The sequence below is a fragment of the Aeromonas enteropelogenes genome, from assembly GCF_000819845.1.
In the GTDB taxonomy this organism is placed as follows: Bacteria; Pseudomonadota; Gammaproteobacteria; order Enterobacterales; family Aeromonadaceae; genus Aeromonas; species Aeromonas enteropelogenes.
Window position 1 is genome coordinate 107,395 of record NZ_CDCG01000016.1, and the last position, 16,792, is coordinate 124,186.

Annotated in this window: 19 protein-coding genes; 13 read left to right on the plus strand and 6 right to left on the minus strand. The window is 62.5% G+C overall.

The genetic code is table 11. From position 1 onward, the window contains the following. Window positions 1-16 precede the first annotated feature (16 nt). The 5 genes from BN1123_RS06220 to BN1123_RS06240 all read left to right on the plus strand — a co-directional run bounded on the left by BN1123_RS06220 (window position 17) and on the right by BN1123_RS06240 (window position 4,651). Window positions 17-1,165: a mannitol-1-phosphate 5-dehydrogenase gene (locus BN1123_RS06220; protein WP_042025898.1), complete on the plus strand. Its 1,149-nt coding sequence runs from the start codon at window positions 17-19 to the stop codon at window positions 1,163-1,165. A 116-nt stretch (window positions 1,166-1,281) separates the two neighbouring features. Then, window positions 1,282-1,803 carry an MltR family transcriptional regulator gene (locus BN1123_RS06225; RefSeq protein ID WP_042025899.1) on the plus strand — a complete coding sequence of 174 codons (522 nt, stop codon included), beginning with the start codon at window positions 1,282-1,284 and terminating at the stop codon, window positions 1,801-1,803. A 171-nt stretch (window positions 1,804-1,974) separates the two neighbouring features. Continuing rightward, the gene (locus tag BN1123_RS06230) at window positions 1,975-3,762 is read left to right on the plus strand and encodes a cation:proton antiporter (protein ID WP_042025900.1); all 1,788 of its coding nucleotides are present in this window, start codon (window positions 1,975-1,977) and stop codon (window positions 3,760-3,762) included. Then, window positions 3,759-4,337, plus strand: a complete 579-nt coding sequence (locus tag BN1123_RS06235) for a DNA-J related domain-containing protein (protein ID WP_042025901.1) — start codon at window positions 3,759-3,761, stop codon at window positions 4,335-4,337. Before BN1123_RS06230 ends, BN1123_RS06235 begins: the two co-directional genes overlap by 4 nt. A 65-nt stretch (window positions 4,338-4,402) precedes the next feature. Next, window positions 4,403-4,651, plus strand: a complete 249-nt coding sequence (locus tag BN1123_RS06240; RefSeq protein WP_042025902.1) for a hypothetical protein — start codon at window positions 4,403-4,405, stop codon at window positions 4,649-4,651. Between the two features lie 41 nt (window positions 4,652-4,692). On the opposite strand, the gene BN1123_RS06245 is transcribed toward BN1123_RS06240, so the two are convergent. Together BN1123_RS06245 and zntB are read right to left on the minus strand one after the other, a co-directional pair. Beyond that, window positions 4,693-5,211 (minus strand): mechanosensitive ion channel domain-containing protein, encoded by a 519-nt coding sequence (locus tag BN1123_RS06245; protein ID WP_026457682.1) that lies wholly within the window; start codon window positions 5,209-5,211, stop codon window positions 4,693-4,695. Between the two features lie 9 nt (window positions 5,212-5,220). Next, window positions 5,221-6,186 (minus strand): zinc transporter ZntB, encoded by a 966-nt coding sequence (gene zntB / locus BN1123_RS06250; protein ID WP_042025903.1) that lies wholly within the window; start codon window positions 6,184-6,186, stop codon window positions 5,221-5,223. A gap of 118 nt (window positions 6,187-6,304) precedes the next feature. Between zntB and BN1123_RS06255 the strand changes: the two genes are divergently transcribed. The 4 genes from BN1123_RS06255 to BN1123_RS06270 all read left to right on the plus strand — a co-directional run bounded on the left by BN1123_RS06255 (window position 6,305) and on the right by BN1123_RS06270 (window position 8,343). After that, the gene (locus BN1123_RS06255; protein WP_026458268.1) at window positions 6,305-6,757 is read left to right on the plus strand and encodes a YaiI/YqxD family protein; all 453 of its coding nucleotides are present in this window, start codon (window positions 6,305-6,307) and stop codon (window positions 6,755-6,757) included. A 120-nt stretch (window positions 6,758-6,877) separates the two neighbouring features. Next, window positions 6,878-7,147 (plus strand): PepSY domain-containing protein, encoded by a 270-nt coding sequence (locus tag BN1123_RS06260; RefSeq protein WP_042025904.1) that lies wholly within the window; start codon window positions 6,878-6,880, stop codon window positions 7,145-7,147. Between the two features lie 46 nt (window positions 7,148-7,193). Next, the gene (locus tag BN1123_RS06265; RefSeq protein ID WP_042025905.1) at window positions 7,194-7,754 is read left to right on the plus strand and encodes a cytochrome b/b6 domain-containing protein; all 561 of its coding nucleotides are present in this window, start codon (window positions 7,194-7,196) and stop codon (window positions 7,752-7,754) included. Window positions 7,755-7,842: 88 nt separating this feature from the next. After that, window positions 7,843-8,343, plus strand: coding sequence for a metal-dependent hydrolase (locus BN1123_RS06270; RefSeq protein ID WP_042025906.1), 501 nt, complete (start codon window positions 7,843-7,845; stop codon window positions 8,341-8,343). A gap of 53 nt (window positions 8,344-8,396) precedes the next feature. On the opposite strand, the gene BN1123_RS06275 is transcribed toward BN1123_RS06270, so the two are convergent. Then, the gene (locus BN1123_RS06275) at window positions 8,397-9,602 is read right to left on the minus strand and encodes a NupC/NupG family nucleoside CNT transporter (protein WP_042025907.1); all 1,206 of its coding nucleotides are present in this window, start codon (window positions 9,600-9,602) and stop codon (window positions 8,397-8,399) included. Between the two features lie 507 nt (window positions 9,603-10,109). On the opposite strand from BN1123_RS06275, the gene dbpA reads away from it, so the two are divergent. Together dbpA and BN1123_RS06285 are read left to right on the plus strand one after the other, a co-directional pair. Further along, window positions 10,110-11,489, plus strand: coding sequence for an ATP-dependent RNA helicase DbpA (gene dbpA, locus BN1123_RS06280; RefSeq protein ID WP_042025908.1), 1,380 nt, complete (start codon window positions 10,110-10,112; stop codon window positions 11,487-11,489). A gap of 74 nt (window positions 11,490-11,563) precedes the next feature. Further along, window positions 11,564-11,854, plus strand: a complete 291-nt coding sequence (locus tag BN1123_RS06285; RefSeq protein ID WP_026456947.1) for a YkgJ family cysteine cluster protein — start codon at window positions 11,564-11,566, stop codon at window positions 11,852-11,854. Here BN1123_RS06285 and BN1123_RS06290 read toward each other — a convergent pair. Further along, on the minus strand, window positions 11,851-12,243 hold the full coding sequence (locus tag BN1123_RS06290) for a hypothetical protein (protein WP_042025909.1): 393 nt from the start codon (window positions 12,241-12,243) through the stop codon (window positions 11,851-11,853). The two genes, BN1123_RS06285 and BN1123_RS06290, sit on opposite strands and share 4 nt — an antisense overlap. Before the next feature lie 288 nt (window positions 12,244-12,531). Between BN1123_RS06290 and BN1123_RS06295 the strand changes: the two genes are divergently transcribed. Beyond that, window positions 12,532-13,929 carry a PepSY-associated TM helix domain-containing protein gene (locus tag BN1123_RS06295; RefSeq protein ID WP_042025910.1) on the plus strand — a complete coding sequence of 466 codons (1,398 nt, stop codon included), beginning with the start codon at window positions 12,532-12,534 and terminating at the stop codon, window positions 13,927-13,929. Between the two features lie 79 nt (window positions 13,930-14,008). Here BN1123_RS06295 and BN1123_RS06300 read toward each other — a convergent pair whose 3' ends face one another. Together BN1123_RS06300 and BN1123_RS06305 are read right to left on the minus strand one after the other, a co-directional pair. Beyond that, window positions 14,009-14,227, minus strand: a complete 219-nt coding sequence (locus tag BN1123_RS06300; protein ID WP_042025911.1) for a DUF6500 family protein — start codon at window positions 14,225-14,227, stop codon at window positions 14,009-14,011. Between the two features lie 105 nt (window positions 14,228-14,332). Further along, complete coding sequence (locus BN1123_RS06305) at window positions 14,333-15,238, minus strand: 1,4-dihydroxy-2-naphthoate polyprenyltransferase (RefSeq protein ID WP_042025945.1); 906 nt, start codon at window positions 15,236-15,238, stop codon at window positions 14,333-14,335. Window positions 15,239-15,446: 208 nt separating this feature from the next. Between BN1123_RS06305 and BN1123_RS06310 the strand changes: the two genes are divergently transcribed. Continuing rightward, entirely contained in the window at window positions 15,447-16,766 is a 1,320-nt protein-coding gene (locus BN1123_RS06310) for an isochorismate synthase (RefSeq protein WP_042025912.1), read from the plus strand. Window positions 16,767-16,792 lie beyond the last annotated feature (26 nt).

The window sequence follows — 16,792 nt, forward strand, 5'->3', positions numbered from 1 at the left end:
TATAGAGGTTAACATCATGAAAACTTTACATTTTGGTGCAGGCAATATCGGTCGTGGCTTCATCGGCAAACTGCTGGCGGATGCCAGCCACCAGGTCACCTTCGCCGACGTCAACGAGACCCTGATCGACCAGCTCAACCACCGTCAGGAGTACAGGGTCCACGTGGTAGGGGCAGACCAGAAGCTGGACGTGGTGCGCAACGTCGCCGCCGTCAGCTCCGCCGGTCATGAGGTGATCGCCCGTCTCATCACCGCCGATCTGGTGACCACGGCGGTCGGTCCCAACATTCTGGACAAGATTGCCAGCACCCTGGCCAAGGGGCTACAGGCACGCTTCGATGCCGGTAACCTGACTCCGCTCAACATCATCGCCTGCGAGAACATGGTGCGCGGCACCAGCCACCTCAAGCAGGAGGTACTCAAGTACCTGCCGGTCGCGTATCATGCCACCCTCGAATCCTGCGTCGGTTTCGTCGACTCGGCGGTGGATCGCATAGTCCCGCCCACGGCCGCGGCCAACGACGATCCGCTGGAGGTAACGGTGGAGAGCTTCAGCGAGTGGATCGTCGACCAGACCCAGTTCAAGGGCGAGCTGCCCCAGGTAGCAGGCATGGAGCCCACCGACAACCTGATGGCCTTCGTCGAGCGCAAGCTGTTCACCCTCAACACCGGCCACATCGTCACCGCCTACCTCGGCAAACTCAGGGGCTATCGTACCGTGCGCGAGGCGATCGAGGATCCGGTGATCCGCAGCAAGGTGCGCCGCGCCATGGAAGAGAGCGGCGCCGTGCTGGTGAAACGCTACGGCTTCGACCCGCGTCTGCACGCCGCCTATATCGAAAAGATCCTGGCCCGTTTTGCCAACCCCTATCTGGTGGACGAGATCGACCGGGTTGGCCGTCAGCCGCTGCGCAAGCTGGCGGCAGGGGACAGGCTGGTGAAGCCACTGCTCGGCACCCTGGAGTACGGCCTGCCCAATGATCACCTGCAGGAAGGGATCGCCGCGGCGCTGCACTATCGCAACGCCGATGATCCCCAGGCGGTGGAATTGCAGACCCTGCTGGCGGATCTGGGCCCGGCCAGGGCACTGGCCCGGGTGACCGGACTGGAGGCCGACAGTGAGATAGTGGGCACCATCGTCGCCCGTTACGAGAGCATGAAGTGATCGGAGGGGCGCTCGCTGTGATCACAAGCCATTGAAGGATCGGCCAATCCGCCCCATATGACAGCAACCGGGAGAGAGGCCTTCTCTCTCCCAAGTCAGCAGGACCCAATGAAGTTATGACCACACACCAGGAAGATGAAGTACTGGAACGACTAAACGAGCAGGATGGCCCCAGAGGCTTCTTTCTCGAAGCCGTCACCATCCTGGAAGAAGCGGTCGACTCCCTGATGCGACAAGCCTTTCGTCAGGAGGAGTACGCCGTCAAATACGCCATCGAACCCTTGCTCAACCAGAGCGGCCCCCTCGGTCAGTTGGAGGTACGGCTCAAGCTCATCTTCGCCCTCGGCCTCATCTCCCTCGAACGTTATCAAGATCTTGAAGCCTATCTGAAGTTCCGCGATTTTCTGGTGCGCGACCCCAAGGACTACCGATTCTGCGACAAACCGGTTCGTGATCTGCTCGAGCGCCTGCACGGCATCAACTCCGGCAGCATGCTCTCCCAGGAGCCCCCCGCAGACGAAGCGGATTGGCCCTTCTACCAGATGCAACTCAACCGACTCGATCAGATGGTGCGCTCCGCACTGGTGCTGGCGATCGCAGACTGCGTCAACGAGCTCCACAAGGAAAGCCCCATCTAATCAGGCCCTGCGGCCCGAGCCAGGCGACAAGGAGTCGCCCTCCCTTTTTCCGGCATGTCCCATTGCCGTTTTCTCCCTGCCATCGTCTCTGTTCCTCACTCTACGGGGTGTCAATCCGACCATGAACCCCACTACACTAGCTCCAGGTCCATCTCCTGAATCGAGGTCTTCATGATCGCTCTCTCCCTGGCTGGCATCGCTCTAGTCTCCGTGCTGGCCCAATGGCTTGCCTGGTCACTGCGGGTGCCTGCCATCCTGTTTTTGCTGCTGACCGGCCTCACGCTGGGGCCGGTCAGCGGCCTGCTCGACCCGGATGCCCTGCTCGGGGATCTGCTATTCCCGCTGGTATCGCTGTCGGTCGCCATCATCTTGTTCGAGGGGGCGTTGACCCTGCACCTGAAGGAGCTCAAGGGGATCGGCAAGGTGGTACGCAACCTCTGCTCCACCGGCATGCTGGTGAGCTTCGCCGTCATCGGCAGCGCCGGTTACTTCCTGCTGGGACTGGACTGGCGGGTCGCCATGGTGCTCGGCGCCGTGCTGGTGGTGACGGGGCCGACCGTGATCGCCCCCATGCTCAACGTGATCCGCCCCACCCGGGAGGTGGACCGCATCCTGCGTTGGGAGGGGATCGTTATCGACCCCATCGGCGCCCTGTTTGCGGTGCTGGTGTTTGAGGCGGTGCGCCTCGGCAGCCAGGGGGATCTGGTCAGCCACACCCTGCTAGCCCTGGCCAAGACGGTGGGCATCGGCACCCTGACCGGGGTGGCGGCAGGCTGGTTCACTACCCTGCTCATGCGCAAGGACTGGCTGCCGGTCACCTTGCACAAGTTCGGTGTGCTGGCGCTGGTGCTGATCACCTTCACCTTCTCCGACTGGCTCAGCCACGAATCCGGCCTGCTGGCGGTGACCGTGTTCGGCATCTGGCTCGCCAATCAGGAGGGATTGGATCTGGAGGAGGTGCTGGCATTCAAGGAGGACCTCGCCGTTATCCTCATCTCCAGCCTGTTCATCCTGCTGGCGGCCCGCCTCGATTTGGCCCAGCTCTGGCAGCTCGGCCCCATGGTGCTGGCGCTGCTGTGCGTGGTGCAATTCATCGCCCGCCCGCTCTGCATCCTGGTCTCGACCTGGGGGTCGGATCTCTCCTGGCGCGCGCGGGCCCTGCTCGGCTGGATAGCACCGCGCGGCATAGTGGCGGCGGCGGTCAGCGCCTCCTTTGCTATCAGCCTCCATGAAGCCGGTATCCCGGATGCGGACAAGCTGGTGCCCCTGGTGTTTGCGGTGATCATCTCCACCGTGGTGCTGCAGAGCCTCACCTCGGCACCGCTGGCAGAGCTGCTCCAGATGCGCCAAAGCGCCCCCAACACCCTGCTCATCATAGGTGCCAACTCGGTGGCGCGGGCCATCGGCAAGGCGCTGGCGGATCAGGGGGTGCCGGTTCAGCTCTGCGACCCGGCCTGGGAGTTCTGCCGCCAGGCGCGCATGAGCAACCTGCCCTGCTACTTCGGCAATCCCCAGTCGGAACATGCCGAGCTGCATCTGCCCCTCACCAGCATCAGCAACGTGCTGGCCCTCTCCCCCAACCGCCACAACAACGCCCTCGGGGTGCTGCATTTTGCCCACCTCTACGGGGAGGAGAGGGTCTACTCCCTGCGTTCCAGCGAACAGCACGGCAAGGCGAATCGGGAGAGTGCCACCTTCCGCGCCCGCCAGAACCTGTTCGGGTCCGAGGTCACCTACGCCCGCCTGAGCAGCCTGCTGAGCCGCGGCGGCCAGATCAAGGGGACCCGCCTGAGCGAGGCGTTCGACTGGGCGCAATATCAGGAGGCCAACCCGGGCGCCATCCCGCTGTTCCTGCTGGATGCCAAGGGTACGCCCCAGATAGTGACGGGGCCGGTCAGCCCGGATGCCGGTGAGTTGCTGATCGCCCTGCAACCGCCAAAAGAGGACCCCTTGCCGTGAGCACCGGCACGCCTCCAGGCAACCCGCTGCTCGCTCCCCTGCTGGCACTGCTGCAACAGGCGAGCGGCAGCTACAAGGTGCACGAGTTGCTGGCCGAACTGCGCCGGCAGGGGGCCATCCCCACCCTGTCCGAGGATGAGCAACTGCAGCTGTTTCGGGTCAACTTCCTCATCATGAACGCCCTCTACCAGCTGCAGGAGGAGCTTTATGAGGAGGGATGGTGGCTGGTGATCAGCACCCTGGATATCCGGCTGGAGGCTCGTGCTGGCAAGTCGACGGATGAAAAGACAATGGCGCACAACCACTCTCTTCGCGACTACTACTGCGACTGGCAGGTGTTCTGGCAGACCGACCGGGAGGAGGTAGAGGCACTGCTCAACCGCTTCTGGCAGGGCTTGGATGGCGAGGAGAACCGGCGGGAAGCGCTGGCCCTGTTCGGGCTTGCGGCCGATGCGACCCGGGAGACCATCCGCCAGCGCTGGCGGGTACTGGCACTGCGCCACCACCCGGATCGGGGCGGGGATGCAGAGGCCTTCATGCGCATCCGCTGGGCCTGGGAGTGCCTGCGAGAGTGAGCCCTTTGCGGCTCTTTGGTGCCGGACATAAACTGAAGAGGGATATTCCTCCACAGGAGCGCATCATGACCGTCAGTGAACTTCGCAAGCTCTATCAGCAACAGACCCTGCAAGAGGCCGAGATCCTGCACGACATTGCCATTCCCGGCTGGATCATCGAGTTTCGCGGCAAGGATGGCTCTCTGTTCGAGCTGACTGACACCCTGGGTTGCCCCATCAGCTTCGGCACGGTCGAACAGGCCCGCGAGCATGTCCACCTGGTGGCGGACTGCCCGGTACAGGTAGAACACCTCTACCGCTTCTTCGAGCGCTGAGCGCCCCCAACCAGAAAAAGGCTCCTTGAAGGAGCCTTTTTTCATTCCGGTTGCAGCGGTTCCGGCTCCTTGCCCTCCAGTCGCCTGACCGGTTTTTGCAGGATCAGGTTGGCGGGATAGGTGACCAGATCGCCGTTGTCATCACGCACCCGCACATAGAAGAGACCTATCTCGGTGATGACGCCGGTGACGGAGTCATCCTTGTCGAGGATGCGGATCCGGTCGCCAATCCGGTAGGGAAAGGCGAAGAAGATGGTGATGCTGGCGGTGATATTGGAGAGGATCGACCACTGGGCCACCATGGCCACCCCCAGCACGGCGAAGAAGGAGGAGGCCAGCACCACCAGCCGGGAGAAGTCGAGCCCCCACACCCCGGCCAGGATCAGCAGGGTGGCGCACCCTTGCAGGAAGTGGAACACATGGGCCACGTAGATGACCCGGTTCTCGCTTACCTGCTTGGTCTGGGCCAGCGCCAGCAGGCTCTTGCGAATGATCCGCCGCAGCAGGGCATGGGCCAGCAACAGCAGCAGGGTGAGGCCGATGGATTGCCACATGGTCAGGCTCATGGGTTACCACCAGCGTTTGTGCTTGAGCCAGACCGCCAACCCGACGGCCAGCGCGGTCAGGGAACCGCAGAAAATCCAGAAGGCGGTCGGGCTGTCAGCCCCCGGGATCCCCCCCAGGTTGATGCCGAACAGGCCGGTCAGGAAGCTGGCGGGCAAAAACAGCAGCGCCATCACCGACATCTGATAGGCGCGACGGTTGGTCGCCTCCGCCATCAGGTTGTTGATCTCGTCCGCCAGCACAGCGGTACGCGCCACCCCGGCATCCAGATCGTCAAGCCAGCGCCGCAACCGATCGGCGATGTCGAGCAGGCGGCGCCTGTCATCCTCGTCCAGCCAGCTGATCTTCTCGTTGGCAAGGCGCGCCACCAGATCCCGCTGGGGCGAGAGGTAGCGGCGGATCATGATGAGCTGCTTGCGGATCAGCGCCAGCCGGCCGTTGGCGGGCAGATCCCGGGTCAACACCTGCTCCTCCAGATCGAGGATCTGGTCGTGCAACTCCTCGACAAACTCCCCAGCCCGATCGGTCAGGGCATCACACACCTCTACCAGCCAGTCGGCCGGGGTGTCGGCGCCGCCCCCCAGCTTCAGCTGCTCGAAGACATCTTTTTCCGACAGCAGCGGCCGCCGCCGACTGCTGATGATGAGGTCCGGCGTGATGAAGATCCGCAGCGCCACCATCTCTTCGGGCCTGTGATCCTTGTTGTGATTGATGCCGCGCAGGATCAGCAGCACCGTCTCCCCCATCCGCACCAGCTTGGGGCGGTTGCTCTGGCCGAGCAGGGATTCGCGCGCCGCATCGCTCAGCAGCGGGGTCTGCAACAGCCAGCGTGCCGCCTCCGGATTGCCGTAATCCAGATGCAACCAGCCGGGTTCCTCCGCCGGCACCTCGCTGCCTGCCGCAAGCGGGGTCATGCCCCCCTTGCCATCCAGGGTCAGGGCATAAATCACATCACTGGGCACCCGATCCATCTCTTCTCCTCGCTGATTCAATCTCTGTGGCCCAGCTTACACCAAAGGCAACCCCGACTCAGCCCGCCCCTGTGATACCATGCCCGCTCGCGTTTTTTTGCCTACAGGAAACCACGCCATGCCGATCTGGGTTGATGCCGATGCCTGCCCCATTCCCATCAAGGAGATCCTCTACCGCGCCGCTCACCGCGCCCAGGTGGTGACCACCCTGGTAGCCAATCAGGGGCTGCGGGTGCCGCCCTCCCCCTTCATCAAGACCCAGCAGGTGGAGAAGGGATTCGACGTGGCGGATCATGTCATCGCCCAGCAAGTCCAACCCGGCGATCTGGTGATAACGGGGGACATCCCCCTCGCCTCCTGGGTGATCGAAGCCGGCGGCGAGGCGCTCAATCCCCGCGGCGAGATCTACACCCGCGAGACCATCAAGGCGCGGCTCGGCATGCGCAACTTCATGGAGGAACTGCGCTCGGCCGGGGTTCAGACCGGCGGCCCGGCCCCCCTCAACGCCGCCGACAAGCAGCGTTTCGCCAACGCCCTCGACAAGTGGCTGATCCGCGGCAAGCTGGGGTGACCCTGGCGCTCTACCCCGTTGCCTGCAAAAAAGCACGCCGCCCGTTTCGCGCTTAATTCTTTCTTAAGCCTCACGAACTAGCCTTGTGGATGTTTGACTGACATCCACAAGGAGCCCGTGATGAAACTCTCCCCCCTGTTGTTGCTGATCCCCCTGTTCAGTGCCGCCGCCCTGGCCGAACCCCAATGTACCCAGACCGACAAGGCCAGCTGGCTGAGCGAGGCCGATGCCCAGCAGCAGATCAAGGCGATGGGTTACGAGATCAAGAAGTTCAAGGTCACCGACACCAACTGCTACGAGATCTACGGTTGGGACAAGGAGAAGCGCCGTGTCGAGATCTACTTCGACCCGACCGATCTCAAGAAGGTGAAAGAAGAGATCGACAACTGACGTCCCGACGGGCCGCACCCCGCGGCCCTCTCTATGGAGCCTTGCCATGACCAACTGGACTGAAACCCGGGTATGGGACCCCGTCATCCGGGTATTTCACTGGCTGACGGTCACCCTCTGTCTGCTCAACTTCTTCGTGCTGGAAGAGGGCAGCCGCAACCACAGATATGTCGGCTATGCCCTGGGTGCCCTGCTGCTGATCCGGCTGTTGTGGGGACTGGTCGGCTCCTACTATGCCCGCTTCGGCCAGTGGTGGCCCACCCCGGCCCGGGTGCGTGCCTATCTGCGCCAGCTGCTGCAGGGGCGCCATCCCTATTACCTCGGGCACAATCCGGTTGGCGCCCTGATGATCTGGCTGCTGTTGCTGTCGCTGCTCGGCACTATCGTCACCGGCTGGCTCACTACCTGGGATGCTTTCTGGGGCGAGGATTGGCTTGAGGAGCTGCACGGCGTCATCGCCAACACCCTGATGGCGGCGGTGGGCGTCCATGCTGCCGTGGTGATCCTGACCGATCGCCTCACCCGCAGCGATCTGCTGCGGGCCATGGTGCTCGGCAAAAAACGGGTGCCCCTTCACGTCCAGGTGGAAGATCCGCGCAACGAGTGACCGGGCCGGCCTGCCGGCCCCGGTTTTTTGCTGCAATCCCCGGGGACACTGGTAAGATGCGCCGCCGTTTCTCCACACCGTGACAACCATGACCGCCCATGGGCACCTGCTGTTTTCCGTTACCTGCACCCTGCTCGCCCACAAATTCCAGCTCACCCCGGCCCTGGCCGATGCCAGCCTGTGGCACGCCATTCCCGCGGCACTGGCCAGCGCCCTGCTGCCGGATCTCGATCACCCCAAATCTGTGCTGGGACAGCGGCTGCCGTGGATCTCGAAGCCGCTATCCCGGCTGTTCGGTCATCGCGGCTTCACCCACAGTCTGCTGGCGGTGGCTGTGGCCATCTGGGGGCTGAACCAGAGCCTTCCCCCCGATACCCTGCCGGTTGGTGTCAAGGATGCCCTGATCGTCGGCTATCTCAGCCATCTGCTGGGGGACTGGCTCACTCCGGCCGGTATTCCGCTGCTGTGGCCCGGCAAGCGGCGCTACCGGTTGCCGGGCTGGCCCCTTAAAAGTGGCGGCGCCCTCGAGACCGGTTTTTGCACCCTCACCCTGCTGGTGGCGGGTTGGTGGTGCGGCTGGCGCCTATGAAAAAGCCCCCGGCCGAAAAGCCGGGGGCCTGACAATCGCAAGGCAGCGAATGATCAGATCATGATGCCTGCGATCACGGCGGAGAGCAGGCTCACCAGGGTGGAGCCGTAGACCAGCTTGAGGCCGAAGCGGGAGACCATGTTGCCCTTCTCCTCGTTGAGCGCCTTCACCGCACCGGCGATGATGCCGATGGAGCTGAAGTTGGCGAACGACACCATGAAGATGGAGAGGATGCCGACGGTGCGCGGCGAGAGATCGGCGGCGATCTTACCCAGATCCATCATGGCCACGAACTCGTTGGTCACCAGCTTGGTCGCCATAATGGAGCCCGCCTGCAGCGCTTCACTGCCCGGGATGCCCAGGATCCAGGCGATGGGGTAGAAGATGTAGCCCATGACGTGCTGGAAGTTGACGCCAAACGCCATCTCGAACAGGTAGTTGATGAGGGCGATCAGGGCGATGAAGCCCACCAGCATGGCCCCGACGATGACCGCCACGGTGAAACCAGCCATGATGTACTCCCCCAGCATCTCGAAGAAGTTCTCCTTCTTCGGGGTGTGGTGCTCGTCCCCCTCGGCCAGCGCCTTGGCGTCGGTCACCGTGTTGTCCGGCTCGTAGGGGTTGATGAGGGACAACACCACGAAGGTGCTGAACATGTTAAGCACCAGGGCGGCCACCACGTAACGCGGTTCGATCAGCTGCATGTAGGCGCCGACGATGGACATGGAGACGGTGGACATGGCGGTCGCCGCCAGGGTGTACATCTGCTTCTCGTTGAGGTGCGGCAGTATCTTCTTGAGAGCAATGAAGTTTTCAGACTGGCCGACAATCATGGCGCTGATGGCGTTGAAGGATTCCAGCTTGCCCATGCCGTTGATTTTGGCCAGCACGGTACCGATGCCGCGAATGACCAGCGGCAACAGACGGATGTACTGCAGGATGCCGATCAGCACCGAGATAAAGACAATGGGCATCAGCACCATCAGGAAGAAGGAGAAGGCCCCCTCGTTGACCAGGCCGCCAAACACGAAGTCGGTTCCCTGTTTGGCAAACTCCATCAGCTTGGTGAAGCCGGCAGCAAAGCCTCCCACCACTGCCAGACCCACTTCCGAGTTCAGCATGAACCAGGCCAGCGCCAGCTCGACCACCAGCAGCTGGATGATGTAGCGCACCTTGATCTGTTTCCAGTTGTGGCGGTTGACCAGCAGCGAGAGCGCAAGGACCATCGCGAGTCCGAGCACGAAGTGAAGATATTCCATAACCTGTAGCACCTGGGTGAATTGTAATTTTCGACCGGCGCCATCATAGAGATTCGTATATTTAAAAATCAGAGAACCATCACACTCCCACTCAATAAGCGGGAGCTTGCTATGGTAAAAACGTTTTTAAATTAATCTTGAAAAATCCGTTTTTAACACCCTGAGCAAAAAACACCAAAATCGTGCAAATTCAATACGATAAATTATTAATCAGATAACATTTATTGAGCTTTGATATTTTTAACCCTGTTTAAACAGGAGCCGAAACATTCCTTTATTTAAACAAGACATCAGCAAAACGTTTATCTTATATAACCAAACACCTTTTATTTAATTTCTTCGCAGCTGCCGTTGGCGTGCCATCAAACTCTGGCAGATAAACCAATGACACCGTCAACAGCCCCTCGGTCAACCGTTCAAATTTCCGCCACATCGGACGTCACATTCTGGTATGATGCGCCCCCTTGCGCGCCGCGCACCCCGTTTTCCGTGAAATAGAGTCCTTTTGTGAACAACAGCGAATTTAGCAGCCTGAACCTCTCCTCCGCCCTGCAAGAGAACCTCGCCAGCCTAGGTTATCTGCAGATGACCCCGATCCAGGCCCAGAGCCTGCCTCTGGTGCTCGATGGCAAAGACTTGATCGCCAAGGCAAAAACCGGCAGCGGCAAAACCGCCGCCTTCGGTCTCGGCCTGCTGGCCAGCCTCGACGTCAACCGGCTCGAGGTGCAGGCACTGGTGCTCTGCCCGACCCGCGAGCTGGCGGATCAGGTGGCCACCGAGATCCGTCGCCTGGCCCGCACCCTGCCAAACGTCAAGCTGGTGACCCTGTGTGGCGGCACCCCGACCGCACCGCAGTCGGCCACCCTAGGCTTTGGCGCCCACATCGCCGTCGGCACCCCGGGCCGGGTGCTCAAGCATCTGGAGCAGGGCACCCTCGATCTGGATTGCCTCAAGACGCTGGTGCTGGACGAGGCGGATCGCATGCTGGACATGGGCTTTGACGAAGACATCAACCGGGTCATCGGTTATGCACCGCGGGATCGCCAGACCCTGCTCTTCTCCGCCACCTATCCGGAGGGGATCGCCCAGATGAGCCGTGGCGTGCAGCGTAACCCGGTCGAGGTGAGCGTGGAGTCCCTGCACCAGGAGAGCGCCATCGAACAAAAGCTCTATGAAGTGCCGACCGGCCAGCGTCTCGACGCCCTCACCTGGCTGCTGAGCCACTATCAACCGGCCTCCTGCGTGGTGTTCTGCAACACCAAGCGCGCCTGTAACGATGTGGCCGACCACCTGGCCGCCAAGGGCTTCTCGGCGCTGGCGCTGAACGGCGATCTGGAGCAGCGCGAACGGGATCAGGTGCTGGTGCGCTTTGCCAACGGCAGCGCCACCATACTGGTGGCTACCGACGTGGCGGCCCGTGGCCTCGACATCAAGGAGCTGGGCGCCGTCATCAACTATGAGCTCACCTATGACCCCGAGGTGCATGTGCACCGTATCGGCCGCACCGGCCGCGCCGGTCAGCAGGGTCTGGCCCTGAGCCTCTATCAGCCGAACGAAGCGCAGCGCGTCAACCTCATCGAGGAGTACCAGCAGGCACCGCTGCCACAGGGCGATCTCGATGCCATCGGCCGCACTATCAAGCCGCTTGCGCCCCAGATGGTGACTTTCTCCATCGACGCGGGTCGCAAGACCAAGGTGCGGGCCGGGGATATCCTGGGCGCCCTGACCGGCGAGGGTGGCATTGCCGGGGCAGATGTGGGCAAGATCCAGATCGCCGAGCAGTACTCCTACGTCGCGGTCAAGCAGAGCGTGGCCAAGGCGGCGCTCAAGCGGCTGCAGGAAGGCAAGATCAAGGGACGCAGCTACCGCGCCCGCAAACTGGGCTAAGCCCGACGAGCACAGGCGCCGGCATGGCGCCTGTTTCATTTTCACCAAGGTCGCAAGACGACAAGACAGAGACCATGACCCGGACAACTGAGCCACAGATAAGCTGCCAGAACTGCGAAGCCTGCTGCTGCCGCCTGGAAGTAATGCTGCTGACCGACACAGGGGTGCCGGATCGCTACATCGAAGAGCGGGAGGGCGAAGTGCCCGTGATGCAACGCTTGGACGATGGCTGGTGCGCGGCGCTCGATCGCAATACCATGATGTGTCGCATCTATGATGTGCGCCCCCTGATCTGCCGCGAATTCGAAATGGGCGAACCCGACTGCATCGACGAACGGGACAAGTGGTTTATCAAACTCGGTTAAGAAGGTGAGCGGGCCAGCTGCGCCTCGAGCCAGGTGATGGCAGCCTGTTCGCATTCGCAGTAGTGCACCGCCTTGAAGGGTACGCCGGCGAAGACCTGATCGGCCAGATAACGCTTGAAGCCTCCCGACAACACCACCGCCAGATACTGGCAACCGCTGCCGGCGCACCAGTCAAACTGGCGATGAAAGCGGTGCAGCACTTCGGGGCCGGCCGCCTCGAACTCGGTGATAACCTCGACTATGCCCCAGGGGCCGCCTTGCAGTTCCGCCAGCGCATCGCGGAAGCGGGCCTCGTAGGCTATGGCTCCCGCCAGATTGAAGGCACCACTCGGGCGGCATATAAGCATCTGCCCCCTGCGTTCCATTGCAAACTTGCCGTGCGGCTGCATTCCGTTCCTCCCTGACCGGCGCCACTCCAGTGGCTATTGCTATAAGATAATGATTTACATCAAAAAATCTACAGCATCGAAAACACTATCCGGTTCCCATACTGCCACAGCCCCCATGGCGACCCCTTGCTTCCACTCATTATGATCTTTATCAACAATCTCTTTTCATTTCACGCAAGGGTCCGACCAGAGATGTGGCATTGCCGTTAACAAAACGTTGCTGTTATCATCCGCGGCCATAAAACACTCCACCAGCAGGAATGTTGGTCATCGACACAAGGAATCGAGATGAAAAACAGGGATGCCCATTACTACCAACGGATCTGGCGCTGGCACTTTTATGCCGGCCTGTTTGTCGCCCCCTTCCTGATCCTGCTCTCCCTGACCGGCATCATCTATCTGTTCAAGCCTCAGCTCGACAACCTGATGTACCCCGAGCTGATGAAGGTGACCCCGACGGCCCAGACCCTGAGCGCCGATGAGCTGCTGACCCGAGCGATGGCTGCCATGCCGGATGCCAGCCTGCGCAAATACCTGCCGCCGGCAAGCCCGGATGCCAGCGCCCAGCTCATCGTCATGCAACAGGGCCAGGAGCTGACCCTGTTCATGGATCCCGCCAGCGGCGACCTGCTCGGCACCATGGACAACAAGTGGAACCTGCAGGCGGTGGCGCGCGCCCTGCACGCCGATCTGCTGCTCGGCACCACGGGGGATCGGCTGATCGAGCTGGCCGCCGGCTGGGGACTGGTGCTGCTCATCAGCGGCCTCTATCTCTGGTGGCCGCGCAAGGGACCGGGCATGGGCGGCATCCTCTGGCCCAGAATGCACCAACGTGGCCGCCTCTGGTGGCGTGACCTGCACGCTGTGGTCGGCTTCTGGGGGGCCGGCTTTCTGCTGCTGTTGCTGCTGAGCGGCATGACCTGGACCGGTTTCTGGGGCGATCAGTTTGCCAATGTGTGGAACCGCTTCCCCGCCGCCATGTGGAACCAGGTGCCCAAATCGGCCCCCCTTGCCCGCAGCCTCAACCAGGCTCATGAGCAGACAGTGCCCTGGGCGGTGGAAAATACCCCCATGCCGGATTCCCGGATGGTGGAAGAGGGCCATGATCATGGCGCCATGGACCATGGCAGTACCCACGACGGCGTGGTGATGGCCAGCCGGCGCATCCCGCTGCAACAGGTGGTGGAGATTGCCCGCGAGCGCGGGGTCAGCCCGGGTTACAGCATCACGCCGCCGGCGGGGGATCGCGGTGTCTTCACCATCGCCCTGTTTGCCGACGACCCGCGCAACGATGCCACCCTGCACATCGATCAATACAGCGGCAAGGTGCTGGCCGACGTGCGCTGGCAGGATTACGGCCCGGTGGCCAAGACGGTGGAGACCGGCGTCATGCTGCACATGGGCAAGCTCTATGGCTGGCCTCACCAGCTCGCCATGCTGCTCATCTGCCTCATGGTGCTGGCCAGCGCGGTGAGCGGCCTGTGGATCTGGTGGTGCCGTCGCCCGCAGGGCCGCCTGGCCGCCCCGCCGCTGCCCGCCAGCCTCCCCCCCATGCGTGGCGCCATCGCCCTGCTGATCCTGCTCGGCATCTGCTTCCCGCTGGTGGGCGCCTCCATGGTCGCCATCTGGCTGCTGGACAGCCTGATCTTCTCCCGCCGCGCCCCCAAACTGGCGGAGATCGGCTAGGCCCCACTCTCACGACCGAGTGACAATGCCATTCAATAGCAAGGGCTCCCGATGGGGAGCCCTTGCTGCTTCAGTCCGGCTATTTCATCGCCTCGACCAGCCGGAGGATCTTGCTGGCCTTTTCGAAGTGATCGAGCCTGTGGGTCTGGATCCACCAGGTCGCCGCCTCCATCAACAACTCGGGATCCTCATTCTTGTTGGCGAAGAAGGCATAGAAGGAGAGCCCGACCACCTCCCCCTTTTGCGCAATTTTCTGCTGGCAGACCTGGATGATTTTCTCTCTGAGTGAGTCGCGCATGGCGGCTTTCCCTGCTTGGTGAGTGGCATGCAAGGCAGCATACCCCAGCCAGCAAAAAGGGCCCCCGTCCGGGAGCCCTTTTTCATTGCCAAAACGGGTCGCGACTCAGGAGAGCGCCAGCCCGATGGAGAGCAACAGGCTGTAGAGGAAGGCGCTGATGGCAGTCTTCTTGAGGGCGCCTGTCAGCACCTCGCCATCGAAACTCTCTCGCAGAGTTCTGGCCGCATCGGTCAGTGGCTTCATGGCCGGCAGGAAGATCCAGGGCCAGAAGCTGGCCGGCTGGGTCAGGATGAAGAGTACGGTCGCCAGCACGGCAGATCCCAGCAGCACCCAGTGATAGGCGATGGCGCGATTGCGACCGAGGCGCACTGCCAGGGTGATCTTGCCGCTGGCGGCATCGGTTTCGATGTCGCGCACGTTGTTGATGTTGAGCACGGCGGTGGCCAGCAGGCCACAGGCGGCCGCGGGTAACAGCAGATCCCACTGCAGGGTCTTGGTAAAGAGGTAGTAGGAGCCGAGCACCCCCAGCAGGCCGAAGAAGAGGAACACCGAGATATCGCCAAAGCCGCGATAACCGTAAGGAGTCTTGCCCACCGTGTAGGTCACCGCAGCGACGATGGCCGCCCCGCCCAGCACCACAAACGCCAGGATCTGCAGCCACTGGCCGCCGAAGGCGCAGCCTAGCAGCGACAGGCCGCTCGCCACCGCCGCCAGCGCGGTCAGCGCCATCGCCACGCACATCTGCTTGCGGGTGATGAGGCCGGAGACCACGGCCCGCTGGGGACCGATCCGCTCGCCGTTGTCGGCACCGGAGACCGCATCGCCGTAGTCGTTGGCCAGATTGGAGAGGATCTGCAGCAGGATGGCGGTCAGCAGGGAGAGCGCCATGATGGTGCCGTCGAAGGCCCCGCGGCTGGCAGCCAGCCCGGAACCCAGGAGAATGGACGAGCAAGCGAGCGGCAATGTTCGCAAACGAGCCGCCAGCAACCATGTAGATAAGGTATTTGTCATATTGTGATGGCCAAACAATCGGATATTGATCGTGTTAAGGGTTATCGAACCGGATTTGGGTATACTGGGCCCCGGAAGTGAAGCTCCCTCGGGCGATTTACATGGACGAATGGGCAGATAATATATAGGAAATCATCGCCCTTTGGCATAAACCTACGGCATCCTGCTACGGGATCGGTCGTTACTACCCGGTTCAGACACTACATCCATGTTGGCTCAGACCCATATCAAGCAACAACTGGACGCCCTGCGTCACAACAACGTCAGCGGCTTCGTACGACTGCGCGTAGGGATCGAGGTTCGCTCCTTCCTGGGCTGGCTCGCGGCGCAGACTCTCTACCCCCGCATCTATTGGCATGCCCGTGGCCAGGATCGCCCCGAGTATGTTGCCCTGGGCGCCATCCACGAACTGACCGAGCCCGATGCCATCCGCCAGGTCTGCACCAACACCAGCCAGTATCATGACGACAGCCCCCGCTACTATGGCGGCGTGGCGTTCGATCCGGCCCAGCCGGGCTGGCAAGGGTTTGGCGCCTGCCGCTTCGTGCTGCCCCGCATCGAGCTGGTGCGCCGCGGCGAGTGTGTCAGCCTCTGCCTCAATCTCTGGCTGACCAAAGAGAACCTCGAGTCCGAGCTGGCCGCCGCCGAAGCCGCCCTCGACGCCCTGCAGCCGGAAGCGCCCCTGGCACAGCTGCAAAAGCAGCGCTGGCAGCGTCAGGATTGCCCTGAGCCGGCCCAGTGGCAGCGCCTGGTGGAGCAGGTCACCTCCCCCGAATTTCAGGCCCACACCCCCAAGGTGGTGCTCTCCCGCGAGAGCGTGCTGACCAGCCACCAGGGCGGCGAGGATGTCTGCCCCTGGGTCATGCTCAACCAGTGGATCGGCCATGCCCAGGACTGCTTCCACTTCGGCTTCCAGTTTTCCCCCGAGCAGGCCTTTATCGCCTGCTCCCCCGAGCGCCTTTACCGACGCGAGGATCGCCACCTCTTTAGCGAGGCGCTGGCAGGCACCATCCGCCGCTCCGGCGACGAGGCGACCGATGCAGCCCTGGCCGCCGAGCTGCTGGCCGACAGCAAGAACCGGCTGGAGAATCGGCTGGTGCATGCCGACATCCTGAGCCGCCTGGCCCAGCTGGCCCACGACGCCACCCTGACCGAGCCGCGCATCCTGAAGCTGCGCCTGCTGCAGCACCTCAAATGCGACATCGAGGCCGAGCTCAAGCCCGGCGTCTGCGACTGGCAGCTGCTCGAAGCCCTGCACCCTACCCCTGCTGTGGGCGGCGCCCCGCGCGAAGCGGCGCTGGCTTTCATCCGCGAAAACGAACCCTACGAGCGCGGCTGGTATGCCGGGGCCTGCGGCATGTTGAGCCGGGAGACTTCGGAGTTTGCCGTCGCCATTCGCAGTGCCCGCATCCAGCCTGGCAGCGTCACCCTGTTTGCCGGCGCCGGCATAGTGGCAGGTTCCGAGCCCGCCGCCGAGTGGGCCGAGCTCGACAACAAGATCGCCAATGTGCTCTCCCTGCTGGGATAGCCGTTCATCCTCTTTCCAACCCGCGA